This is a genomic window from Lachnospira rogosae (ex Hitch et al. 2025), assembly GCF_040096455.1.
GTDB lineage: Bacteria > Bacillota > Clostridia > Lachnospirales > Lachnospiraceae > Lachnospira > Lachnospira rogosae.
In genome coordinates, this window is the sequence record NZ_JBBMER010000006.1 from 70,051 (window position 1) to 92,670 (window position 22,620).

At 36.0% G+C, this 22,620-nt stretch carries 20 protein-coding genes; all 20 read left to right on the forward strand.

Going from position 1 to position 22,620, the window contains the following annotated elements:
• Positions 1–312: 312 nt before the first annotated feature.
• Entirely contained in the window at positions 313–1,989 is a 1,677-nt protein-coding gene (locus tag WMO14_RS09010) for a bifunctional diguanylate cyclase/phosphodiesterase (RefSeq protein ID WP_055306458.1), read from the forward strand.
• A 166-nt stretch (positions 1,990–2,155) separates the two neighbouring features.
• Positions 2,156–3,436: a methyl-accepting chemotaxis protein gene (locus WMO14_RS09015; RefSeq protein WP_055175420.1), complete on the forward strand. Its 1,281-nt coding sequence runs from the start codon at positions 2,156–2,158 to the stop codon at positions 3,434–3,436.
• Positions 3,437–3,618: 182 nt separating this feature from the next.
• Positions 3,619–4,068 carry a Fe-S cluster assembly scaffold protein NifU gene (gene nifU / locus WMO14_RS09020; protein WP_022502820.1) on the forward strand — a complete coding sequence of 150 codons (450 nt, stop codon included), beginning with the start codon at positions 3,619–3,621 and terminating at the stop codon, positions 4,066–4,068.
• The gene (locus tag WMO14_RS09025; protein ID WP_055306459.1) at positions 4,058–4,627 is read left to right on the forward strand and encodes a DUF3877 family protein; all 570 of its coding nucleotides are present in this window, start codon (positions 4,058–4,060) and stop codon (positions 4,625–4,627) included. Before nifU ends, WMO14_RS09025 begins: the two co-directional genes overlap by 11 nt.
• Before the next feature lie 329 nt (positions 4,628–4,956).
• The gene (locus WMO14_RS09030; RefSeq protein ID WP_349153702.1) at positions 4,957–5,175 is read left to right on the forward strand and encodes a cation transporter; all 219 of its coding nucleotides are present in this window, start codon (positions 4,957–4,959) and stop codon (positions 5,173–5,175) included.
• Between the two features lie 54 nt (positions 5,176–5,229).
• Positions 5,230–7,122: a heavy metal translocating P-type ATPase gene (locus tag WMO14_RS09035; protein ID WP_349153703.1), complete on the forward strand. Its 1,893-nt coding sequence runs from the start codon at positions 5,230–5,232 to the stop codon at positions 7,120–7,122.
• 51 nt (positions 7,123–7,173) lie between these two features.
• Positions 7,174–7,536 carry an ArsR/SmtB family transcription factor gene (locus WMO14_RS09040; protein WP_022502816.1) on the forward strand — a complete coding sequence of 121 codons (363 nt, stop codon included), beginning with the start codon at positions 7,174–7,176 and terminating at the stop codon, positions 7,534–7,536.
• A 475-nt stretch (positions 7,537–8,011) separates the two neighbouring features.
• A complete protein-coding gene (locus WMO14_RS09045) occupies positions 8,012–9,325 on the forward strand; it encodes an O-acetylhomoserine aminocarboxypropyltransferase/cysteine synthase family protein (protein WP_055306462.1) in 1,314 nt (437 codons plus the stop codon).
• Positions 9,326–9,531: 206 nt separating this feature from the next.
• Entirely contained in the window at positions 9,532–9,996 is a 465-nt protein-coding gene (locus tag WMO14_RS09050) for a NanQ anomerase/TabA/YiaL family protein (protein WP_055306463.1), read from the forward strand.
• A gap of 166 nt (positions 9,997–10,162) precedes the next feature.
• Positions 10,163–11,464 (forward strand): response regulator, encoded by a 1,302-nt coding sequence (locus WMO14_RS09055; RefSeq protein WP_082437100.1) that lies wholly within the window; start codon positions 10,163–10,165, stop codon positions 11,462–11,464.
• A 131-nt stretch (positions 11,465–11,595) separates the two neighbouring features.
• Entirely contained in the window at positions 11,596–12,993 is a 1,398-nt protein-coding gene (locus tag WMO14_RS09060) for an NCS2 family permease (protein ID WP_349153704.1), read from the forward strand.
• A 258-nt stretch (positions 12,994–13,251) separates the two neighbouring features.
• Complete coding sequence (locus WMO14_RS09065; RefSeq protein WP_349153705.1) at positions 13,252–15,084, forward strand: bifunctional homocysteine S-methyltransferase/methylenetetrahydrofolate reductase; 1,833 nt, start codon at positions 13,252–13,254, stop codon at positions 15,082–15,084.
• Between the two features lie 29 nt (positions 15,085–15,113).
• Positions 15,114–15,281 (forward strand): hypothetical protein, encoded by a 168-nt coding sequence (locus tag WMO14_RS09070; protein WP_022502810.1) that lies wholly within the window; start codon positions 15,114–15,116, stop codon positions 15,279–15,281.
• Between the two features lie 81 nt (positions 15,282–15,362).
• Positions 15,363–15,773, forward strand: coding sequence for a hypothetical protein (locus tag WMO14_RS09075; protein ID WP_090139536.1), 411 nt, complete (start codon positions 15,363–15,365; stop codon positions 15,771–15,773).
• A gap of 73 nt (positions 15,774–15,846) precedes the next feature.
• The gene (locus WMO14_RS09080) at positions 15,847–17,400 is read left to right on the forward strand and encodes an ABC-F family ATP-binding cassette domain-containing protein (protein ID WP_022502795.1); all 1,554 of its coding nucleotides are present in this window, start codon (positions 15,847–15,849) and stop codon (positions 17,398–17,400) included.
• A gap of 24 nt (positions 17,401–17,424) precedes the next feature.
• The gene (gene murI / locus WMO14_RS09085) at positions 17,425–18,213 is read left to right on the forward strand and encodes a glutamate racemase (protein WP_349153706.1); all 789 of its coding nucleotides are present in this window, start codon (positions 17,425–17,427) and stop codon (positions 18,211–18,213) included.
• Between the two features lie 16 nt (positions 18,214–18,229).
• Positions 18,230–19,756, forward strand: coding sequence for a Y-family DNA polymerase (locus WMO14_RS09090; RefSeq protein ID WP_349153707.1), 1,527 nt, complete (start codon positions 18,230–18,232; stop codon positions 19,754–19,756).
• 28 nt (positions 19,757–19,784) lie between these two features.
• A complete protein-coding gene (locus WMO14_RS09095; RefSeq protein WP_242854129.1) occupies positions 19,785–20,204 on the forward strand; it encodes a YolD-like family protein in 420 nt (139 codons plus the stop codon).
• Between the two features lie 22 nt (positions 20,205–20,226).
• Positions 20,227–21,414, forward strand: a complete 1,188-nt coding sequence (fliB, locus tag WMO14_RS09100; protein WP_349153708.1) for a flagellin lysine-N-methylase — start codon at positions 20,227–20,229, stop codon at positions 21,412–21,414.
• A gap of 43 nt (positions 21,415–21,457) precedes the next feature.
• The gene (gene trpD / locus WMO14_RS09105) at positions 21,458–22,465 is read left to right on the forward strand and encodes an anthranilate phosphoribosyltransferase (protein ID WP_022502790.1); all 1,008 of its coding nucleotides are present in this window, start codon (positions 21,458–21,460) and stop codon (positions 22,463–22,465) included.
• The last annotated feature ends 155 nt before the right edge of the window (positions 22,466–22,620 follow it).

Consider the following 22,620-nt stretch of genomic DNA (forward strand, 5'->3'; position numbering starts at 1 on the left):
TGATATAGTGATATGAACAATGTTTTATATAGTTATATTCATATAATATGGCTGTACATATATAATTATAATAATTGATATGTGATGCAGCAATATAATAATATAACTCCATATGTATAATTGTGTTAATATATCCGTATTCATACATAACATAGATTGTATAAATTCTAACACATTTAATTAAACTTGCCAATTGAAAATTTGCATAAATAATAGATGATTAAACAAATTATTCGGCTTTATAGATACATTTATTGACATTTAATTATCAAAAATGTACTATCAATATAATAAGCGAAAGGACGTGGGTATATGATTGATAATGTGTTGCAGATATCAAGAGAACAGATAGAAAAAGCAATTGCGATATTAAATCCGTGTATGAATGATTATATTTATGTGTATGATTTGATAGATGATTATTATGTGATTTCGGAACATGCTGTGGAAAGGTTTATTCTTCCAGAAGACAAATTCTACGATGCAGCGGCAAAGCATAAAGAGTTCGTATATGAAGATGATTACGAAATGCTTAGTAAGGAACTTCAGGATATAAAGGATGGCAAGAAAGTATTTCATAATATGAAATACCGCTGGTTAGATAAGAACCACAATCCAATATGGATTAATTGCAGGGGAAGCGTGCTGTTTAAAGATGGAAGACCACATTATCTTATGGGCTGTATTAATGAGATTGGTGTTAAGCCTGAGGCAGATAACGTCAGTGGTCTGTTAGGGGATGTGGGACTTGCTGATTATATCAGGGAAGCATATGCGGCTTTAACACCTAAAGGTTTTATAATAAGGATAGGAATAGATAATTTCAGTGCCATTAATACCAATTATGGTATGGCTTACGGAGACTACATATTAAAGAAGACGGCAGATTGCATAGCAAATACCCTTAATTCTAATCAGAAACTTTTTAAGCTTGTATCAGATGAGTTTATGATTGTTGATTTTAGCGGCAGCAATATAACAGAAGCAATTAAAATCTATATGAATTGTAAAAAGAATGTCAATAAATTTATAGAGGACAATAATTACAAAATAATGTATACATTATCTGCGGGAGTTATTGATGCATCACACATAAAAGATGAGGACGATTCATATATAAAATTATCTGAATTCGCCTTAAAGCAGGCGAAGGACAGTGGAAAGAATACATATTATATATATAGGAATGAAGATTTTGAGCATTACAATAGAAGAAGGGTTATTAATACAGCACTTCATAATGCCGTAGATGATGATTTTGCAGGTTTTGAAGTATATTACCAGCCTATAGTTGATACAAAGACTTACAGGCTTATAGGTGCAGAAGCACTTATGAGATTTTTCATGCCTGACCCAGATGGTGGAAGCCCACAATTTGTATCACCGGTTGAGTTCATTCCGCTGTTAGAAGAAAGCGGACTTATTATACCGGTAGGCAAATGGATATTAGAGCAGTCAGCCAGACAATGTGCTATATGGACTAAGCAGATAGAAAGTTTCCGCATAAATGTCAATGTATCATATATTCAGGTCATTAAAAGTGATGTGTTAACAGATATTATGGCAGCTATTAATGACAACGGAATAAAGCCATATAATATAGGAATAGAGCTTACAGAGAGTGGTTATTTAGACTCCAATCCACATTTTAATGAATTGTGGTCAAAGCTTAAGGATAATGGTGTTGTGGTTGTTCTTGATGATTTTGGTACAGGATATTCTAATCTGCATTGCCTTAGTGATTTAAAGCCGGATTACATTAAGATTGACCGTTCATTTACAGTAAAAGCTCTTAAGAACCATTATGATTATGAATTGCTTACATATATAATTCAGATGACACACAGTCTGTCACTTTCATTATGTATAGAAGGTGTAGAGACACCGGAGGAGCTTGATGAGTTAAGAAGAATAAATCCCGACTATATACAGGGATATTTATTTGGAAAGCCTTATCCGGCAAATGAATTCGATGAAAGATTTATGTAGTGTATCATGGGTCTTAATGAGATGTGAATATTTATGCAACGTAAAGAAAATGGTTGATTTTAGAGGTTGATATAGTGCATTTTGTCAAAAATCAGTGTATAATATCTAAAATATAGTGATACAGGGTTAGGAGAGGCTCTGCATTAGAAAAGGAGGCACTAATATAATGAAAGATAATAATTTTATAAAAAAGCTTATACTTGCGGCAGCAGCTTTTATAGCACAAATATTAATCGTTATGATTATAATATTTATATTGCTTAATAAGAATATTATTAATGTATTGACTGCTTTTGTATTAATTACAGTTGTATTTGCGATATTTGTTGTGTTAATTCTTAATATTTTAAGAAGCATAGTTGTTCTATTAAGGGGAGCAATAGCAGGTACTGCATCAAGTGATGATAAGACTGCTGAAAAGATTAAGAAGGTTTCAGCAAGAAATGATGAAGTTGGAGAAATCGTCCGCAATGTAACAGTTGCATTTGAGGGTATTACAGGAACAGTTGCTGCAATAAGAAATGCTACAGTTGAACTTGAACAGGTTTCAGAAGAATTTGTTGCAATGTTTGATACAATGCACACAGTTGCCGACAGCACCAATGCAGCGGTAACAACAATTACAGATAATACTACAGTACAGGCTGATAAGGTAGCCGATATTAAGGTAAAGACTGACTCAATAAGCAAGGCTGTTGATAATATACAGACTAATATTGAAGGGCTTAAGGAAAGCATAGATACACTTAATGAGTGTAACAACAGAGCTGCTGATATTATGAAAGAGCTTATTACAATAAGTGAAGAAAGCGGACACGCTATGGACGAGGTAAGTAATGAAACAGAGCGTACTAATGCCTCAGCCCAGGAGATTAGAAAGGTAACTGAGATTATTGCCGGTATATCTAACCAGACTAACCTTCTGGCTCTTAACGCAAGTATTGAGGCGGCAAGAGCAGGTGAGAATGGCAAGGGCTTCGCAGTTGTAGCAGAGCAGATAAGAGAGCTTGCAGATCAGTCAAGAGAGTCTACAGAGCATATTAACCAGATTGTCAATGGACTTATTGAGAATTCTAATATCAGTGTGGAAACAGCTAAGAAGGTATCGGAAGCATTTGAAAAGCAGGATGCCAAGATTAAAGATACAGAAGCTATATTTGCAACTCTTAATTCAGAGATTAACAGAGTTGGAAGTGCTGTAAGCGGCATAGCGGCAGAAGCCTCTGACTTAGAGCAGCATAAGAACACAATAGCTTATGGTGTTGATAATCTTGCACAGTTTGCAGAAGAAAATGCAAGCAGTGGACAGATTACCAAGGAGAATATGAATAATCTTGAGCAGGTTATGGAACAGTGTAAAGGTTCTACAGATAAGATTGCTAATGTATCCGCAGAGCTTGTTACACAGATAAAGAAATTCAGCGGTAACGGGTTAAAGAAGAGATAATATAATTAATATTATTTGATGAATAGGTTAAATATGCAGGTGAAATATGTTTTCGCCTGCGTATTCATTTGTATGGTTGACATATTGTACGAAAAATGGTAAAACATACAATAATGATATGAATTTTAAAATGCCTTATTTTGTCGTTAAGGTACAAAGGTTAGTAAAGGAGATATTAGAATATGCAGTATTCAGATAAAGTTATAGAGCATTTCAGCAATCCTCATAATGTAGGTGAGATAGAGAATGCAAGTGGTGTCGGTACAGTTGGTAACGCTAAGTGCGGAGATATTATGAGAATATATCTTGATATAGATGAGGATACTAAGATAATCAAGGATTGCAAGTTCAAGACATTTGGCTGTGGTGCAGCTATTGCAACAAGCAGTATGGCTACAGATATGGTTATTGGCAAGACAATATACGAAGCTATGGAAGTAACTAACAAGGCAGTTATGGAAGCACTTGATGGACTTCCACCAGTAAAGGTACACTGTTCGCTTCTTGCTGAGGAATCAATCCACGCAGCTCTCTGGGATTATTGCAAGAAGCATAATGTTGATATTCCTGGTCTTAAAGAGCCTAAGAAAGATGTTCACGATGGCGAGGAAGAAATAGAGGATGAAGAATAATATTATCAATGGATATGATAATTTACAGCACAATCTTATTGATTTAATCAGGGAAGAAGAAGCTAAGCTTGGTTACAGAAAAGAGAATATAAGATTATATTATCCTTTAAGCTCATTATGTCATATGTTTGGGTGCGATGTTAGGGATACAAGCTATAGTGATATGGTAAAGCTTCTTGAAGGCGATGATGAGGATTTCAGGCAATATACTTATATTCTTGGCGGTGTCACATTCAGTAATAAAAAAGACAGGTTCTGCTTTGAGATTAATGAAAATGGAGTGGAATATATTCACAATAATACTGACGAGAATGAGTTTATAAGAAAGCTTGTTGATCTTATTAGAAGCCATAGTACATCTATGAAAGATATAATTACATTTTTTAAAGACAGTTATGATGGAATTACTATTGAGTATATCAAAGATGGTGAGTTTGATGTTCTTATAAAGTTTGCAGATAAAGCAGATGACAGATATTATTACTGCTTTAAGGATGAAGGATGTCATATTATATATCATAGATTTCTTCCAGAAGATTACGAAGATTTACAGTTATAATTAACTATCAATATAATAATTCAGAATTATGAGAAATATCAGAAGCCTGACAGGATTACATTGGATAATCTTGTCAGGTTTTTTTGTAGATAAATTTGGAGTAAAATAGCTGATTGAGAAAAATTAAACAATAACTTATTGAGAAAATTGTAACAATAACTTATTGGAAAATAAGTAAAAGCTATTGACAAACAATTAAACATTTGTTTAAATGTTTATATGAAGTAAAGCATAATATATAAGTGCTTCACATAATATTAAATTTATAAGCAAAGCGGGCTGGATAACAGGTCTGCAGTGTCGGTTAAGACACAGAAAGGTGGTTTGTTATGAAGAAAACATATGGTATTGAGGTTGATTGTGCTAACTGTGCATTAAAGATGGAAGATGCAGCTAAGAAGACAGCAGGTGTTAAAGATGCAACAGTTTCTTTTATGACACAGAAGATGAAGGTTGAATTCGATGAGGGAGCAGATGTGGCTTCTGTAATGCAGGACGTATTAAAGAACTGTAAGAAGGTTGAATCTGATTGCGAGATATTTATTTAATTAATAATTAGTTAATGTTAATTAGGAGAATGCTTCGCAGGAATGGAGGATAATATGACTAAGAAGCAGAAAAAAGTATTAATAAGAATTATTATATCAGCCGTTCTTTTAGTAGCATTTAAGCTTATATGCTATCTTGCTCCGGTTAATAAATATGTGGAACTGGTGCTTTTCCTTATTCCATATCTTGTAATAGGATATGACATTTTAAAGAAGGCTGTTCACGGAATATTCCATGGTGAAGTATTTGATGAGAATTTTCTTATGGCAATAGCTACTGTCGGTGCAATAGCACTTGGTGAATATGTAGAAGGTGCAGCAGTTATGCTTTTCTACCAGATAGGTGAGCTTTTTCAGAGTTACGCTGTAGGCAAGAGCAGAAAGAATATCACAGCGCTTATGGATATAAGGCCTGACTATGCAAATATCGAGCAGGAAGGTGGGTTAGAACAGGTTGATCCGGATGATGTGGAAATCGGGACAATAATAGTAGTAAAACCTGGTGAGAAAATCCCAATCGATGGCATTGTTGTAAGTGGTGAATCTACACTTAACACAAGTGCACTTACAGGTGAGAGCCTTCCAAGAAGTGTAAAGGTCAAAGATGAGGTAATAAGCGGCTGTGTCAATCTGACAGGCCTTTTAAAGATAGAGACAACTAAAGAATTTGGCGAGTCTACAGTATCTAAGATATTGGATCTTGTTGAGAATTCAAGTATGAAAAAATCCCGTTCAGAGAATTTTATCACAAGATTTTCAAAGGTGTATACACCAGCGGTATGTATAGGAGCTTTGGTGCTTGCGGTTATTCCACCAGTAGTAAGTCTTATTATGGGCAATCCTGCTGAATGGTCAAAATGGCTTATAAGAGCTCTTACAACACTTGTTATAAGCTGCCCTTGTGCCCTTGTAATATCTATTCCTCTCAGCTTCTTTGGTGGAATAGGCGGAGCTTCTTCTAGAGGTATCCTTATCAAAGGTTCTAACTATCTTGAGAATTTATCTAAAGCCAAATATGTTGTATGCGATAAGACAGGAACACTTACTAAAGGTGTATTTGAAGTTACAGATGTTATAACTGCCAATGGATTTACTAAGGAAGATATTATTAAATCGGCAGCATATGCAGAAAGCTATTCAAGCCACCCAATCAGTAAGAGTATACGTGATGCTTATGGTATGGAAGTTGAAACCGGACAGGTTACAGATATAGAGGAGATAAGCGGACACGGCGTAAAAGCTGATATAGGCGGTAAAGAAGTATTAGCTGGTAACTTAAAGCTTATGAATAAGTACAACATTGATAGCAGTGCCGGGAAAGATAGCATAGAAAATGCTCTTGGCACACTTGTATATGTAGCTATCGGTGGCATATATGCTGGTTGTATTGTAATATCAGATGTTATCAAGCCTACATCACAACAGGCGATTGCAGCACTTAAGAAAGCGGGCGTTAAAAAGGTTATTATGCTTACAGGCGATGCTAAGAAAGTTGCAGAACAGGTTGCAGGAAAGCTTGGTGTTGATGAAGTTAAGAGTGAGCTTTTGCCGGCAGATAAAGTTATTGAGGTTGAGAAGCTTCTTAACAGCAAGGGTAAAGATGAAATGCTTGCGTTTGTTGGTGATGGAATTAATGATGCACCAGTACTTTCAAGAGCAGATATTGGTATAGCAATGGGTGCACTTGGTTCAGATGCGGCAATTGAGGCGGCTGATATTGTTCTTATGGATGACGACCCTGCAAAGATTGCTACAGCAATGAATATTTCGAGAAAGACATTAAGAATAGTTCACCAGAATATAGTATTTGCACTTGCAATAAAGATAGCCTGCCTTGCACTTGGAGCAGCAGGTGTTGCTAATATGTGGATGGCTATATTTGCAGATGTAGGTGTTATGGTGCTTGCAGTTCTTAATGCAACAAGATGTCTTTCATATAAAGATTAGCCTGCGAATAAGACAGACAGATTACAGTATGCAGATTAGGAGGAATGGGAAATGTCAGAAGTAAATCTTCCACACGACCACGGACAGAATATTGAAAAAGTTCTTGAAAGAATGCCAGACACAGATGAATGTGTAGTAGTGGCAGAAGTATTCAAGCAGATAAGTGATGGAAGCAGAATCAGGATATTATGGCTTTTATGTCATTGCGAGGAATGTGTAAGTAATATCGCGGCAGCTATGAATATGAGTGACCCTGCGGTTTCACATCATCTTAAGCTGTTGAAAAAGAGCGGGCTTATAACAAGCAGAAGAGAAGGTAAAGAGATATATTATAAACTTGCGGATAGTGAGACGGCACAGCTGCTTCATCATATAATAGAGGAGATGTTCAGGATTACTTGTCCGTTGAATTAATAATCTTCAATGGCTCTGCCAGGAGGTGTGTGGCGGACGGATGTTGTGAAGGCTGTTTATTGCCGCTGGGCACGTTCGCACTGCTTGCAGCCGTAGCGGACACGTAAGCGGCTAAAGGACAGCCGCTAAGTGCCGACGGCTGCAAAAGCACCCAGCTTGTAATATAACACGCCTGCACAACTGGGGTGCGACAGACGGCGGGATGCGATCGGGAGATTATTAATTTAACGAGGGGGCGGTGTTTGGCTGGAGTAGTGTAATGAGAGATGGTTGTAATAATTAGCGGTGGCTTTTTGGCTGCCGCTTTTTTGTGTGTTGGGTTATAGGTAAAAACTATAATGGGTTATATTTATTAGGAATAATATCTACTATTGACTTGGTAGGTTAATGGCTGTAATATAATGACAACGATAACAAACACATATATGAATTATATGCTAAGACTTATTAGACAATAGATATGGAGGATATTATTATGGCAAAGAAACATTACGAAGACAGAAATCTTAAGTTTGAAACATTACAGTTACATGTAGGACAGGAACAGCCTGATCCAGTTACAGATGCAAGAGCAGTTCCAATCTACCTTACATCATCATATGTATTCCATAACAGCCAGCACGCTGCTGACAGATTCGGTCTTAAAGATGCAGGTAACATTTACGGACGTCTTACTAACCCAACAGAAGATGTATTTGAAAAGAGAATTGCAGCACTTGAAGGTGGTGTAGCAGCACTTGCAGTTGGTTCAGGAGCAGCAGCACTTGCATATGCTTTCCAGGCACTTGCACACGCAGGTGACCATATCGTAGCAGCTAAGAATATTTATGGTGGTACATACAACCTTTTAGCACATACATTTCCAGATTACGGAATTGAAGCTACATTCGTAGATCCATTTGATTATGATGCTATCGAAGCAGCTATCAGACCTAACACAAAGGCAGTACAGATTGAAACACTTGGCAATCCTAACTCAGAAGTAGTAGATATTGAAAGAATAGCTAAGATTGCACACGCACACAACATTCCGCTTGTAGTTGATAATACATTTGCAACACCTTACCTTGTAAGACCTATCGAATATGGTGCTGATATCGTAGTTCATTCAGCAACTAAGTTCATCGGTGGACACGGTACAACACTTGGTGGTGTAATCGTAGACAGCGGTAAGTTTGACTGGGTTGCAGCGGCAGATAAGTTCCCATGGTTAGTAGAGCCAAATGTATCATATCACGGCGTAAGCTTTGCAAAGGATACAGCTCCAGCAGCATTTGTTACATACATCAGAGCTATCCTTCTTCGTGATACAGGTGCTACAATTTCACCTATACATTCATTCATTTTCCTTCAGGGACTTGAAACATTATCACTTCGTGTAGAAAGACACGTTGAGAATGCATTAAAGGTAGTTCAGTACTTAAAGAATCAGCCATTAGTAGAAAAGGTTAACCATCCATCTATCTCAACTAATGCTGAGCAGCAGGAACTTTACAAGAAGTACTTCCCTAACGGTGGTGGTTCTATCTTCACATTTGAAATCAAGGGTGGAGCAGCAGAAGCACAGAAGTTCATCGATAATCTTGAGTTATTCTCACTTCTTGCAAATGTAGCTGATGTTAAGTCACTTGCTATACATCCAGCAAGCACAACTCATTCAGAGTGCAACGAAGCAGAACTTCTCGACCAGGGAATTAAACCTAACACAATCAGACTTTCAATCGGTACAGAGAATATTGATGATATTATCGAAGACCTTGATGAGGCATTTAAGGCTATTCAGGAATAATAATTAATAATAAAATCTTCTGATTAGATAAGTAGAATAGGACACGGGTATTATGCTGTAGTTCAATCTCAGGATTGGATATGGCGGATATCCGTGTTTTGTTGTGTAAGGTTGGAAAGTTGTTAGAAAAGTGTTGAAACTTGTATCATATAGTGCTACAGTTTATATAAGAAATTTTTTAAAAGACACGAAAGGGGTTTTTAACAATGATTTATGCATCACTTAATGCCAAGAAAGGCAATTATCAGTATCCAGCAGCTATTGCTACAGCTTTAGAGTTTCTTGCTAAGCCAGAAACAGCAGAGCTTCCAGTGGGAAGATATGAGCTTGACGGAGATAATATTTTTGTACTTATTCAGGACCAGACAACAGCTCCAGTTGAGAATAAGAGAGCAGAAAGCCATAGAAATTATATCGATATCCAGTATCTTTTCACAGGAAAGGAAGTACAGGGCTATGCACCACTTCTTCCAGGTGTTACAGGTGAAGAACCAGCAGGTAAGGATAATATTTTCTATGCAGATGTAGAGAATGAGCAGTTCGTAACATTACATCCGGGTGAATTCACAGTATTCTTTACTAATGATATTCATCGTCCTAACTGCACAATGGATGAACCAGTTAACATTCATAAGGCAGTTGTTAAGATTAAAGAAAGTCTCATTAAGTAATTGACAGATTATATACAAAATATATAGTTTTTTTATGAGTATTGTGACCTTTTGGTTGCAGTACTCATTTTTTGTACTTTTCTTAATAAATAATTGAAATTTTATTAAGAATGAATTAGAATATATTAAAATTAGAATAGTGATAATATAGTAAGGAGAGATATGTATGTTTAGTCAGTTATTTGGAAAATATCTTGTGGACAATAAAGTTATTACTAAGGAACAGTTGGATGAAGTTATTAGCAAGATGGAAAATGTAAGGGCAAAGCTTGGCTTTATTGCTGTATCAGAAGGTATTCTTACTAAGGAAAAGGCTGAGGAGATTAATATTCTCCAGACACAAAAGGATGCTAAGTTCGGTGATATAGCGGTTGAAGAAGGCTATATAACTAAGGAACAGCTAGAGGATATGCTTAATAAGCAGGGAAGCACTTATATCAAATTTATGCAGGTGCTTGAAGAGGTAAGTGGCCTTTCACAGAACGATATTGAAACACACATTGAAGAATTCAGAAAGAGCATTGGTTTTGCACCTGAAGAACTTGAGGCTTTAAAGAATGATGATATTGATAAGATTGTGCCTATGTTTGCATATGCTTCAAAGCCATATATAACAGATATTGCGGCACTTGCATTAAGAAATATTACAAGATTTGTTACAAGCAATTATTATATTGGAAAGATTGAGCATGTAAATAATTTTGAATATAGGGCATTTGCTGGACAGAGATGTGAAGGTGATGTTAATTCAGTGATAGGTTTTGCTGTAAAGAACGACCCACAGGCATTTATTGATATTGCAAAGGGATATTCTAAGTCAGATGATTTCCAATTCGGACTTGAAAGTTACGATGCAGTAGGTGAATTCATTAATTGTATAGATGGACTTTTCTCATCAGCATTATCTAATGAGAATATTGATATCGAAATTCTTCCTCAGTTCGCATATGAGAATCAGATTGCCAAGGGTAATGCTTATGTTCTGCCTATATATATCAATGGCTGTGAAGTATCATTATATATTGCTGTAGACAGTGATGTTACTATAGGGCAGATGCCTGTAACAAGAAAGCTTGCTGTTAAGGCTGGTTCGGTAGATGAGGGTGACAAGCACACAGTTCTTATCGTAGATGATTCAGGTATGTCAAGAATGATGTTAAGAAATATTCTTGAAGATGCTGGATATTGTATAGTCGCAGAAGCCTCTGATGGTCTTGAAGGTGAACTTGCTTATAAGCAGTATGCTCCGGATGTTGTTACGCTTGATATTACAATGCCTAATATGGATGGTATAGAGTGCCTTGAGAAGATTATGGACTATGATCCGGATGCTAATGTTATTATGATAACAGCCGCAGGACAGCAGAATAAGGTTATTAAGGCACTTAAAGAAGGTGCTAAGAAGTTCATTACTAAGCCTTATAATCTTGAAGATGTATTAAAGAACATTGGAGATATGGTTGAATAATATTAAACTTTCTATTAAAGTCTGTTAAATAATTATAAAAATAGACTGGTCAAAGTTAATAAATGTATGTTATAATCGAGTGTAAACGCTATATAAGCATACGTAATAATTTAAGGAACGGAGACTTAATAATGGAAAAGTTTTTTAAGGTAAAAGAACACGGCTCAACAGTAAGGGTTGAAGTTCTTGCCGGTATCACAACGTTTATGGCAATGTCGTATATCCTTATGGTTAATGCAGGTATGTTTTCTGCACTTCCAGAAGTATCCTACAATGCTATATACATTGCTACAGCTCTTTCAGCAGTTGTTGGAACATTTGCAATGGCATTTCTTGCTAACCTTCCGCTAGGTCTGGCATCAGGTATGGGACTTAATGCTTTTTTCGTGTATACAGCCTGCTTTAATTTTGGGTTAAGCTATGCTAATGCACTTGTATTAGTTCTTTTAGATGGTATTGTATTTATTATTCTTACAGTAACAGGAATAAGAGCTAAGCTTTTTGCTGCTATACCTGACGCAGTAAGAATGGCTATACCAGCTGGTATCGGTCTTTTTATTGCATTTCTTGGTTTACAGAATGCAGGACTTATTGTTAATGATGAGTCAACACTTGTAAATCTTGCTTCATTTAATGTACTTAATGGTAATGCAAGCTGGGCAACAATTATGCCAAAGATTGTAACTATAGCTGCTCTTGTTATAATAGCAGTTCTTTCAGTAAGAAAGATTAAAGGTTCAGTACTCTGGGGTATTCTTGGTGGAACGGTTATTTACTATGTATTAGGATTTACTATACCAGGCTTTTATGATGGATTTTTTGAGGGAATGACTCTTAATCCATTTGCTGCATTTGGTGATTGGGCTTCAATGTCATTTGGCAAGGTATTTACACAGGGATTTGATTTCTCACATTATCTTGCTAATCATACAACAGCAGACCTTGTACTTATAATTGCTACAACAGCTCTTGCTTTCTGTATGGTAGATATGTTTGATACTCTTGGAACACTTTATGGTGCATGCTCAAGAGGTGATATGCTTGATGAGAATGGACAGGTTCCTAATTTTGAGAAGGCTATGTTATCAGATGCCCTTGCAACTTGTGTAGGTGCTGTATGTGGTACATCTACAGTTACAACATTCGTTGAGTCATCATCAGGTGTTGCAGAAGGTGGAAGGACAGGTTTATCATCATTCACAACAGGATGTTTGTTCTTTGTGGCAATGTTCTTAAGCCCTATAGCAGCATTAATTCCAGGTAGTGCTACAGCAGCAGCTCTTATATACGTTGGTGTACTTATGATGGGTGGTGTAGCTAAGATTGACTGGAATGATATATCAGTTGCAGTTCCAGCATTCCTTACAATTGCATTTATGTCATTTGCATATAATATAAGTTATGGTATTGCATTTGGTCTTATATCATATATTCTTATAAAAGTATTTTCTGGCAAGTCTAAGGAAGTTAAAGCATTTACATGGGTAATAGCTATATTATTTACCCTAATGTTCTTCCTTACACATTAATCAGATGTAGAATATAAAAAATATATTAATATATGCCAGATTGGTGTCGGTTATTCACTTAAAGTGTGACCGGCACCAATGTAGCAATATGGGATTTACTAATTAACAATATTATATATGAATAAGATGTGATTTTAATTGAAATATATTAATAACAGAAGTATCGGTTGATTAATTAAGGTTTAATTGAAATGGTATTTATAAGGAATACCGATTGATTAAGAATTGAAAAGAACGTAGAGAGGAATAGAGAGTTGTATGGAAAAGCTTAAAACCTATTTAGAAGCACATAAGTTAATAACGGACGGAGCATTTGGTACATATTACTCAAGAGTTTATGATACTAATGAACTGCCAGAGTCTGTTAATATTACTATGGGCAGACGTGTCACAGATATTCACAAAGAATATATTAATGCAGGGGCAAAGCTTATAAGAACCAATACATTTGCGGCTAATACTGTTAATCTTGAATGCAATTTTGATGAGGTTAAAGCTAATATAAAAGCAGCTGTTGCCAATGCAAGACAGGCAGTTAAGGAATGTGGCAGGGAAGTATATATTGCCGCAGATATAGGTCCTATACCTAATGATAATCTTTTTGACAAGCAGACAGTAGTAGATGAATATGTAGATATTGCGAAGGTATTTCTTGAAGAAGGAATTAATGTATTCGTGTTCGAGACATTTGCAGATTTATCTAATATATCTGATGCCATAGATTATATAGGAAGTGCTGCGATTGGTGGAATTAATATAGCAGATAGTGTTTTGACAGACAGACCATTTGTTATAACACAGTTTGCAATCAACCAGTTTGGATATAGTAATTGTGGACTTAGTTCGTCTAAGCTAGTTAAGCTTGCAGATGATAATCCGTATATCGATGCTCTAGGATTTAACTGCGGAATTGGACCGGGACATATGGAACAGTTCATATTAAAGGAACGCCGTCATACTGACAAGTATTTAAGTGCACTTCCTAATGCAGGTTATCCTCAGGCAGTCAGCGGACGTATGATATTCTCTGACAAGAATATGGATTATTATTCTGATAAAATGTGTGAATTGTTAAATGCAGGTGCTGATATAATCGGCGGCTGCTGTGGAACAACACCTGACTATATTGACAGAATAGCTTCCAAAGCAGATTTTACACAGAACATACAGGGTGAAGGCTGTGATTGGGAGACTGATAATTCAGTACAGGCAGTAAACACAGCATTTTATCACAATAAGGAGGGGAAGAAGCTTATCGCAGTTGAGCTTGCACCTCCATTTGACAGTAATGCTGATAAGCTCTTAGATGCGGCACATTATCTTAAAAGCAAGGGTGTAGATGTATTGACATTTCCTGACTCACCATCAGGAAGAACAAGAGCAGACTCTATTCTTATGGCAGAAAAAGTGTCAAGGCAGACGGGAATGTGTGTTATGCCACATCTTTGCTGTAGGGATAAAAATGCCATCGCAATCAGGTCACAGATATTAGGTGCTGATATTAATGGCATTAATAATTTTCTTGTCATTACAGGTGATCCAATACCTTCGGTAATGAGAAGCAGTGTTAAGAGCGTATTTAACTTTGACTCTGTAGGCTTTATGAATATATTAGATGATATGAATTCAGAACAGTTTGCAGACCAGCCTGTTACATATGGCGGAGCTATTAATCAGGGCAGAAAAAGACTGGATATAGAGATTGGACGAGTAAAGAAGAAAATGGAAGCAGGAGCTACATTTTTTATGACACAGCCAGCATTCTGTGATGAGGATATAGAAAGAATTGCCACAATAAAAAAAGAAACAGGTGCAAGAATTCTATGTGGAATAATGCCGTTAGTGAGCTTTAAGAATGCTTCATTTATGAAGAATGAGATGACAGGCATTAATGTAACTGATGAGGTTCTGTTAAGATACAGACCGGATATGACTAAAGAAGAAGGAGAACAGGCAGGAATTGATTTGGCTGTTGAAATTATTAATAAATCCATCGATATAGTTGACGGATATTACTTCTCTTTCCCATTTATAAGAGTACATATGCTTGATAAAATAATTAAACAGTCAGAACTATATGTTAATAACTAGATACATAAGACATATGGAGGTGGGGAATTATGAATGAGGCACAAGTTAAACATTTTATAGTTATGGAAAGACAAAAAGGTACAACAATAGAAGAATTAATATTCATTCTTCACGATAATGGTGTGCCAGAATATGAGATATCTAATTATCTTGAAATTTCAATTAAATATGTTGAGGAAATCTTAAGTGATTATTAATAAATGAAGCGGTATTAATGGTTGCAAATAAGGCATTTTGGGGATATAATCTATTAAAAGCACAGTTAATGGAGGAGTCTTATGGAAGTATATGAGATGCCTATTACGGTTGAAGAGTCAAGGAATTATCACAAGCTGTTATATCAGTTAAAAGCACTTAATCTTGTTGAATGGATTAAGACTTACATATTTACGGTTATATTTAATATGATATTTGCATTTGTTATATTTACATTTTCAACAAATTTAGCATTATATATCTGGAATAATGTACCAATGGGTATTAAGCTTCTGTTATTTGTTGTTGTATTCTTTCTTGTAGCATTGCAGAGATCTAAGAATATGCAGTTAAAAGCTATGTTACAGAAGTATTTTATTAATAATATTCCTCAGGAATTCTTATCAGGTGGAATACAGTTAAAGAAGATTAAAGTATCAAAGAATTCTTTAAAGGTGTATTATAGAAGATTTCACACACAGGATTTCCAATGATATTTCAGAATTGTAAAAGCTCCTTTTTGAATAAGAAAGGGGCTTTTAATATGCACAAGAATGGAGATAATATATGAGTTTATTAAATGTTGAACATCTTACACACGGATTTGGTGACAGAGCGATATTTGATGATGTATCGTTTAGATTATTAAAGGGTGAACATATCGGACTTGTTGGAGCTAATGGTGAGGGAAAGTCCACATTTATGAATATAATTACAGGGAAGCTTATGCCTGATGAGGGCAGGATTGAATGGGCTAAGAATATTAAGGTGGGATATCTTGACCAGCATTCTGTACTTGAAAAAGGAATGACTATAGGTTCTGTAATGCGGCAGGCATTTGATGATTTATTTGTTATGGAAGAACGAATGAATGAAATCTGTGACAAGATGATGGATGCAGATGACGAGCAGATGACTGAATATATGGAAGAATTAGGTACAATTCAGGATATGCTTACTAATCACGATTTCTATATGATAGATGCTAAGGTTGAAGAAGTTGCAAGGGCATTGGGGCTTTTGGAGCTGGGACTTGATAAAGATGTAACAGATCTTAGTGGTGGACAGAGAACTAAGGTTTTATTAGGAAAGCTGCTTCTTGAAAAGCCTGATATTCTGCTTCTGGATGAGCCTACTAACTATCTTGACAAGGAGCATATTGACTGGCTTAAAAGATACCTTTTAGATTATGAGAACGCGTTTATATTAATATCACACGATATTCCATTTCTTAACAGCGTTATTAATATAATATACCATATGGATAACCAGCAGCTTAACAGATATGTTGGTGATTATTATAAGTTCCAGGAAGTGTATGAGATGAAGCAGGCACAGATGAAAGCAGCCTACGACAAACAGCAGAAAGAGATTGCTGATTTGAAGGATTTTGTTGCAAGAAATAAGGCCAGGGTTGCAACAAGAAATATGGCTATGTCAAGACAGAAAAAGCTTGATAATATGGAGATGATTGAGTTAGCCAAGGATAAACCAAAGCCAGAATTCAATTTTAAAGTTGCTAGAACTTCTGGCAAATATGTATTTACAACTAAAGATCTTGTAATCGGATATGATGAGCCTTTATCAAAGCCTCTTAATTTCGAGATGGAAAGAGGTAAGAAAATAGTACTTACAGGTGCTAACGGAATTGGTAAATCTACATTGTTAAAGAGCCTTTTAGGTTTAATTAAGCCGTTATCAGGTGAGGCAGTTATGGGTGATTATCTTGAGATAGGATATTTTGAACAGGAGATGCCACCTGATATTAACACAACCTGTCTTGAAGAGATATGGCAGGAATTTCCTGGTTTTACACAGTATGAGGTAAGGTCAGCATTAGCCAAATGCGGACTTACAACTAAGCATATTGAAAGCAAGGTAAGAGTGTTAAGTGGTGGTGAACAGGCAAAGGTAAGATTATGCAAGCTTGTAAATAGGGAGTCTAATATTCTTGTGTTAGATGAGCCTACTAACCACTTAGATGTAGATGCCAAGGAAGAACTAAAAAGAGCACTTATAGAATACAAAGGAAGTATACTTATGGTATGCCACGAGCCAGAGTTCTATGACGGACTTGCAACAGACGTGTGGGATTGCAGTGAGTGGACGACAAGACTTTAAGTATAAGGAAATGAGGTGTGGACCGTGAAGATAGGTATATTTGATTCAGGAATTGGCGGCTTATCACTGCTTCATCAGGCAATGATAACATTGCCTGAAGTTGATTATGTATTTTATGCAGATGTTGATAATGTGCCATATGGAGAAAAGACTACAGAACAGATAAGAGAGTATGTAGACAGGGCAGTTGATTTTCTTGTATCAAAGGGCTGTAAGGCAATAGTGTTAGCGTGCAACACAGCTACTAGTGCAGCCATTACATTTTTAAGAAATAAATACCAGATTCCAATAATCGGCATTGAACCTGCAGTTAAGCCAGCCTGTGCACATAACAGGGGTAAGAGGATAATGGTTGTTGCAACTCCGGTTACGGCTAAGGGAGTGAAACTTAAAAATCTTATTATGAAGTATGATATAGACTCAAAGGTAGATGTTATTGCACTTCCTAAGCTAGTAAGATTTGCACAGCAGGATGAATTTAATTCAGCAGAGGTTATGAATTATCTTAACAATCAGTTTGCAGGACATAACTTTAATGATTATTCAGAACTTGTGCTTGGCTGTACACATTTTAATTATTTCAAAGATTCATTTGCGAAGCTGTTTCCGGATGATATTGAGATAATAGATGGTAATATCGGAGTATCTAATTACTTAAAAAATATACTTATAAAGAATGGTGTTCTTGATAATAATGATGATAAACTGTGTGGAACTGTGGAATACTATTATTCTGGAAGAGCAGTTGACGATAAGGAACTGGAACATATTAAAATGCTGCACCGCAGACTTGAGGTTATGCGTAAGATTTAATTGTGGGGAATGATTAATGCAGAATAACCATATGTATATAGCAATAGATTTAAAGACATTTTATGCATCTGTGGAGTGTGTCGAAAGAAATTTAGACCCACTTGATACCAATCTTGTAGTTGCTGATCCCCAAAGAACCGAAAAGACGATATGCCTTGCCGTATCACCATCATTAAAGGCTTTCGGAATATCAGGAAGGGCAAGGCTTTTTGAGGTTGTACAGAAAGTCAAGGAGGTCAATGCACTAAGAAAGAGCAGGTTAAGAAACAGGCAGTTTACAGGAAGCTCATATAGTTCAGAAGAACTGAAGAATAATGAATCTTACGAGCTTTCTTATATAATTGCACCTCCAAGAATGTCTTTATATATGAAATACAGTACACAGATATATAACATTTACCTTAAATATGTTGCACCTGAGGATATTCATATATATTCGGTTGATGAAGTATTTATTGATGTCGGGGCATATCTTAATACCTATAAGATGACACCGCACCAGCTGGCTATGACTATGATTAAAGATGTGCTTGAGTCGACAGGAATTACTGCAACGGCAGGCATAGGAACGAATCTATATCTATGTAAGATTGCTATGGATATAGTTGCCAAGCATATTCCGGCAGATAAAGATGGTGTGAGAATAGCTGAGTTAGACGAACGAAGCTATAGGGAAAAGCTATGGGGACACAAGCCTATTACAGATTTCTGGAGAGTGGGTGCTGGATATGCTTCCAGACTTAAAGAGTATGGTATATATACAATGGGCGATGTTGCGAGATGTTCGCTTGGCGGTGAGCAGGATTTCTATAATGAGGAACTGCTCTATAAGCTGTTTGGGGTAAATGCAGAGCTCCTTATTGACCACGCGTGGGGGTATGAGCCGTGTACAATAGCAGACATTAAGCAGTATAAGCCAGAAAGCAACAGCATATCATCGGGACAGGTACTTCACTGTGCATATGATTATGAGAAGACAAGGTTAGTTGTATGTGAGATGGTAGATCTGCTTATGCTTGACCTTATAGATAAAGGACTTGTGACAGACCAGCTTGTGCTTACAGTTGGATATGATATAGATAATATATCTACAGGAAGAAGCACGGGTGAGTATAAAGGCGAGGTTGTAAAAGACAGATATGGCAGGAAGATACCAAAGCACGCTCACGGAACGGCTAATCTTTCTCGTTATACAGCTTCAGTTGCACTTGCTACGCAGGCAGTTACCAGACTGTATGATGATATAGTAGATAAAAGGCTTTTATCAAGACGAATTAATATAACGGCTAATCATGTCATAACAGAAAAAGAAGCAGTTAATAAGAATTCTTCTTATCATCAGATGGATTTATTCACAGATTTTATTAATAAAGATGATAATGAGGAAGAAAGTGCTAAGCTTGAAAAAGAGAAGAAAGTCTTAAAGACTATGGTTGATATTAAGAAAAAATATGGCAAAAATGCAATTGTCAGAGGAATGAATCTTAAAGAAGGTGCGACAGCTATGGACAGAAACAGGCAGATTGGCGGTCATCACGAATAAAGCTGATAATTGGGAAATGAGAACTATTTTGAATGGATATGAAGATATAATTAATAAATCCCGTCCTGTAAATAACAGGCATAAAAGAATGTCTAATTATGAGCGTGCTGCTCAGTTTTCTCCATTTGCTGCACTTACCGGACTTGGAGCAGCTATATCAGAAACAGCAAGGCTTACAGATGAGAAAATAGAACAGGACGAGGAACAACTTAATATTCTTAATAATAAATTCGCCATATTACGAGCAAATATAGCCAGCCAGCCGGTTGTAACCATAACTTATTTTGTTAAAGATTTAAGAAAAGATGGCGGAGAATATGTTACAATAAGCGGCGTAATTAAAAAGATTGATGATTATCAGAAAATTATAGTTATGCAGGATAACATAATTATTAGTATTGATGATATCGCAGACATAAAATCAGATATATTTAACAGAATTATATAGAATATACTTTGAGGTAAAGATAATGAAACAGAGAGTACCATTTTATTATAACGAATTTGGATGTATAACAAGCGAATGTAAGGATAACTGCTGTATAGGCGGCTGGGAGATAGACATAGATGATGAAACCTATGAGCGTTATAATAATATGACAGGTGAGCTTAAAAGCAGGATTCTTGACAGCATAACACAGAATGAAGATGAGGAGTATTGCTTCAAATTATGTGACGGCAAATGTCCTATGCTTGATGATAATGGCTTATGTGAAATACATAAAAATCTTGGAGAAGATTATCTTGGTGTTGTATGTAAGCAGTTTCCAAGATATTCGGAATATTATGGTACAATAAAGGAATCAGGAATTGGTCTTGCCTGTGAAGAAGCAGCAAGGATTATATTGTCTGAAAATCGTCCTTTTAGTATGGAAACTGCTGCCTGTGATGAAGAATATGAACCGAGTTCAGAATATGACAGTTCATTTGCGTTGCAGATATTCGCGGCAAGAGAGGCTGTATTTAAGATATTAGCCAAGGAAAGCCTGTCAATACACGAAAAGCTGATTGTCATACTTGATATGGGAAGTAAAATCCAGCAGTGTATTAACACTGATGAGTATGATAATATTAAATCTGTTGTTAATGATTACCTCAAAGAAGGAATTGCCCATACTTTAGATGAAACAAGAAATCTAAGCGACAGCGGACAATTTGAGGATATATCATTACAACAGGGTATAAGACAGATTTTGTATCCTTATGAAGAAATGGAAGTGCTTAATCCTGAGTGGGAGGTCATACTTAAGGATATTATTGACAGCCTTTTTGAGCAGATGAGTGATGAAGAATACAATATACTCAATGAGGAATTTGGAACTTATATGGTTTCAAGGGCATATGAATACAGACAGCTTTTGGAGTATTTTGTGTTCAGATATTTTGCAAAGTCAATATATGATTATGATTTCCTTGGCAAATGCCAGATGTTAGTAACTAATTTTTTTGTTATAAGACAGATGGATATTATAAGGTGGTTGGATAACCACAGAGAGTATTCTTTCAAGGATAGAATGGATGTAGTGCACATTTTCTCAAGACAGGTTGAATATTCAGAAGATAATATAGAGAACCTTTATGAAGACTTTATTTTTGATGATATTTTCAAAACTGACAGTTTAATTGCTATTTTATGGATTGACAGCGAAAACATATAGGACTAATATGTAAATATATTTTTGAAAGGTTAGGGTTTTGGCGATGATTAAAGAAGCAATAGCTCAGTTAGTTAAAAGAGAAGATCTCACATCAGAGGTTATGGAACAGGTTATGGAAGAGATAATGACAGGAGAGGCTACAGATGCACAGAAGGCTTCATTCCTTACAGCATTATCAATGAAAGGTGAGACAATTGACGAGATTACATCAGCAGCTAAGGTATTACGTTCACACTGCGAGCGTTTCCTTAATGATATGGATGTGCTTGAGATCGTAGGAACAGGTGGAGATGGTTCTAATACTATCAATATATCTACACTCTCATCAGTTGTTGTATCTGCCGCAGGAATACCTGTTGCAAAGCATGGTAACAGAGCTGCTTCAAGTAAGTGTGGAACAGCCGATTGTCTTGAAGCACTTGGTGTAAAGATTGATTGTGCTCCAGCAAGAAGTGCCCAGATATTAAAAGATATTAATCTTTGTTTCTTATTTGCACAGAAGTATCACCCAGCAATGAGATTTGTTGGTGCTGTAAGAAAAGAGATGGGTATAAGAACATTATTTAATGTACTTGGACCATTAGCTAATCCAGCAGGTGCTACTATGCAGTTATTCGGTGTATATAGCGAAGAACTTGTTGAACCACTTGCACATGTATTAAGAAATCTTGGTGTTAAGAGAGCTATGGTTGTATATGGCAGAGATTCTATGGACGAGATTTCTCTTAGTGCAGAGACTAAGGTATGTGAATTCAAGAACGATGAATTCAAGTCATATGTTATTAAGCCAGAAGATTTAGGACTTACAAGATGCAATAAGGAAGATCTTGTTGGTGGAACACCACAGGAGAATGCAGCTATCGTTAATGATATATTAGGTGGTGCTAAAGGACCTAAGACAGATGTTGTATTACTTAACGCTGGTGCAGCTATATATCTTGCTTCAGACGGAATTACATTAAAGGATGGTATTGAGAAGGCAAGAGAGATTATTGTGTCAGGCAAGGCTAAGAAACAGCTCAAGGAGTTCATTGAAGAAACTAACAAATAATATTAAGTATTAATAAACAGACAGCCTCTTAAAGGATTGAAAATATCTTTTAAGAGGCTTTTTTAGTGATAATCAAGGCTGGCATAATATATAATTAGAAAAATGGGTTACAAAATATAGAAAATATAGTAAAATAATATAAAATAAAACCTGCA

Coding starts and splice junctions, on each gene's coding strand:
- WMO14_RS09010 (WP_055306458.1), top strand. CDS start 313: ATGATTGATAATGTGTTGCAGATATCAAGAGAACAGATAGAAAAAGCA.
- WMO14_RS09015 (WP_055175420.1), top strand. CDS start 2,156: ATGAAAGATAATAATTTTATAAAAAAGCTTATACTTGCGGCAGCAGCT.
- nifU (WP_022502820.1), top strand. CDS start 3,619: ATGCAGTATTCAGATAAAGTTATAGAGCATTTCAGCAATCCTCATAAT.
- WMO14_RS09025 (WP_055306459.1), top strand. CDS start 4,058: ATGAAGAATAATATTATCAATGGATATGATAATTTACAGCACAATCTT.
- WMO14_RS09030 (WP_349153702.1), top strand. CDS start 4,957: ATGAAGAAAACATATGGTATTGAGGTTGATTGTGCTAACTGTGCATTA.
- WMO14_RS09035 (WP_349153703.1), top strand. CDS start 5,230: ATGACTAAGAAGCAGAAAAAAGTATTAATAAGAATTATTATATCAGCC.
- WMO14_RS09040 (WP_022502816.1), top strand. CDS start 7,174: ATGTCAGAAGTAAATCTTCCACACGACCACGGACAGAATATTGAAAAA.
- WMO14_RS09045 (WP_055306462.1), top strand. CDS start 8,012: ATGGCAAAGAAACATTACGAAGACAGAAATCTTAAGTTTGAAACATTA.
- WMO14_RS09050 (WP_055306463.1), top strand. CDS start 9,532: ATGATTTATGCATCACTTAATGCCAAGAAAGGCAATTATCAGTATCCA.
- WMO14_RS09055 (WP_082437100.1), top strand. CDS start 10,163: ATGTTTAGTCAGTTATTTGGAAAATATCTTGTGGACAATAAAGTTATT.
- WMO14_RS09060 (WP_349153704.1), top strand. CDS start 11,596: ATGGAAAAGTTTTTTAAGGTAAAAGAACACGGCTCAACAGTAAGGGTT.
- WMO14_RS09065 (WP_349153705.1), top strand. CDS start 13,252: ATGGAAAAGCTTAAAACCTATTTAGAAGCACATAAGTTAATAACGGAC.
- WMO14_RS09070 (WP_022502810.1), top strand. CDS start 15,114: ATGAATGAGGCACAAGTTAAACATTTTATAGTTATGGAAAGACAAAAA.
- WMO14_RS09075 (WP_090139536.1), top strand. CDS start 15,363: ATGGAAGTATATGAGATGCCTATTACGGTTGAAGAGTCAAGGAATTAT.
- WMO14_RS09080 (WP_022502795.1), top strand. CDS start 15,847: ATGAGTTTATTAAATGTTGAACATCTTACACACGGATTTGGTGACAGA.
- WMO14_RS09090 (WP_349153707.1), top strand. CDS start 18,230: ATGCAGAATAACCATATGTATATAGCAATAGATTTAAAGACATTTTAT.
- fliB (WP_349153708.1), top strand. CDS start 20,227: ATGAAACAGAGAGTACCATTTTATTATAACGAATTTGGATGTATAACA.
- trpD (WP_022502790.1), top strand. CDS start 21,458: ATGATTAAAGAAGCAATAGCTCAGTTAGTTAAAAGAGAAGATCTCACA.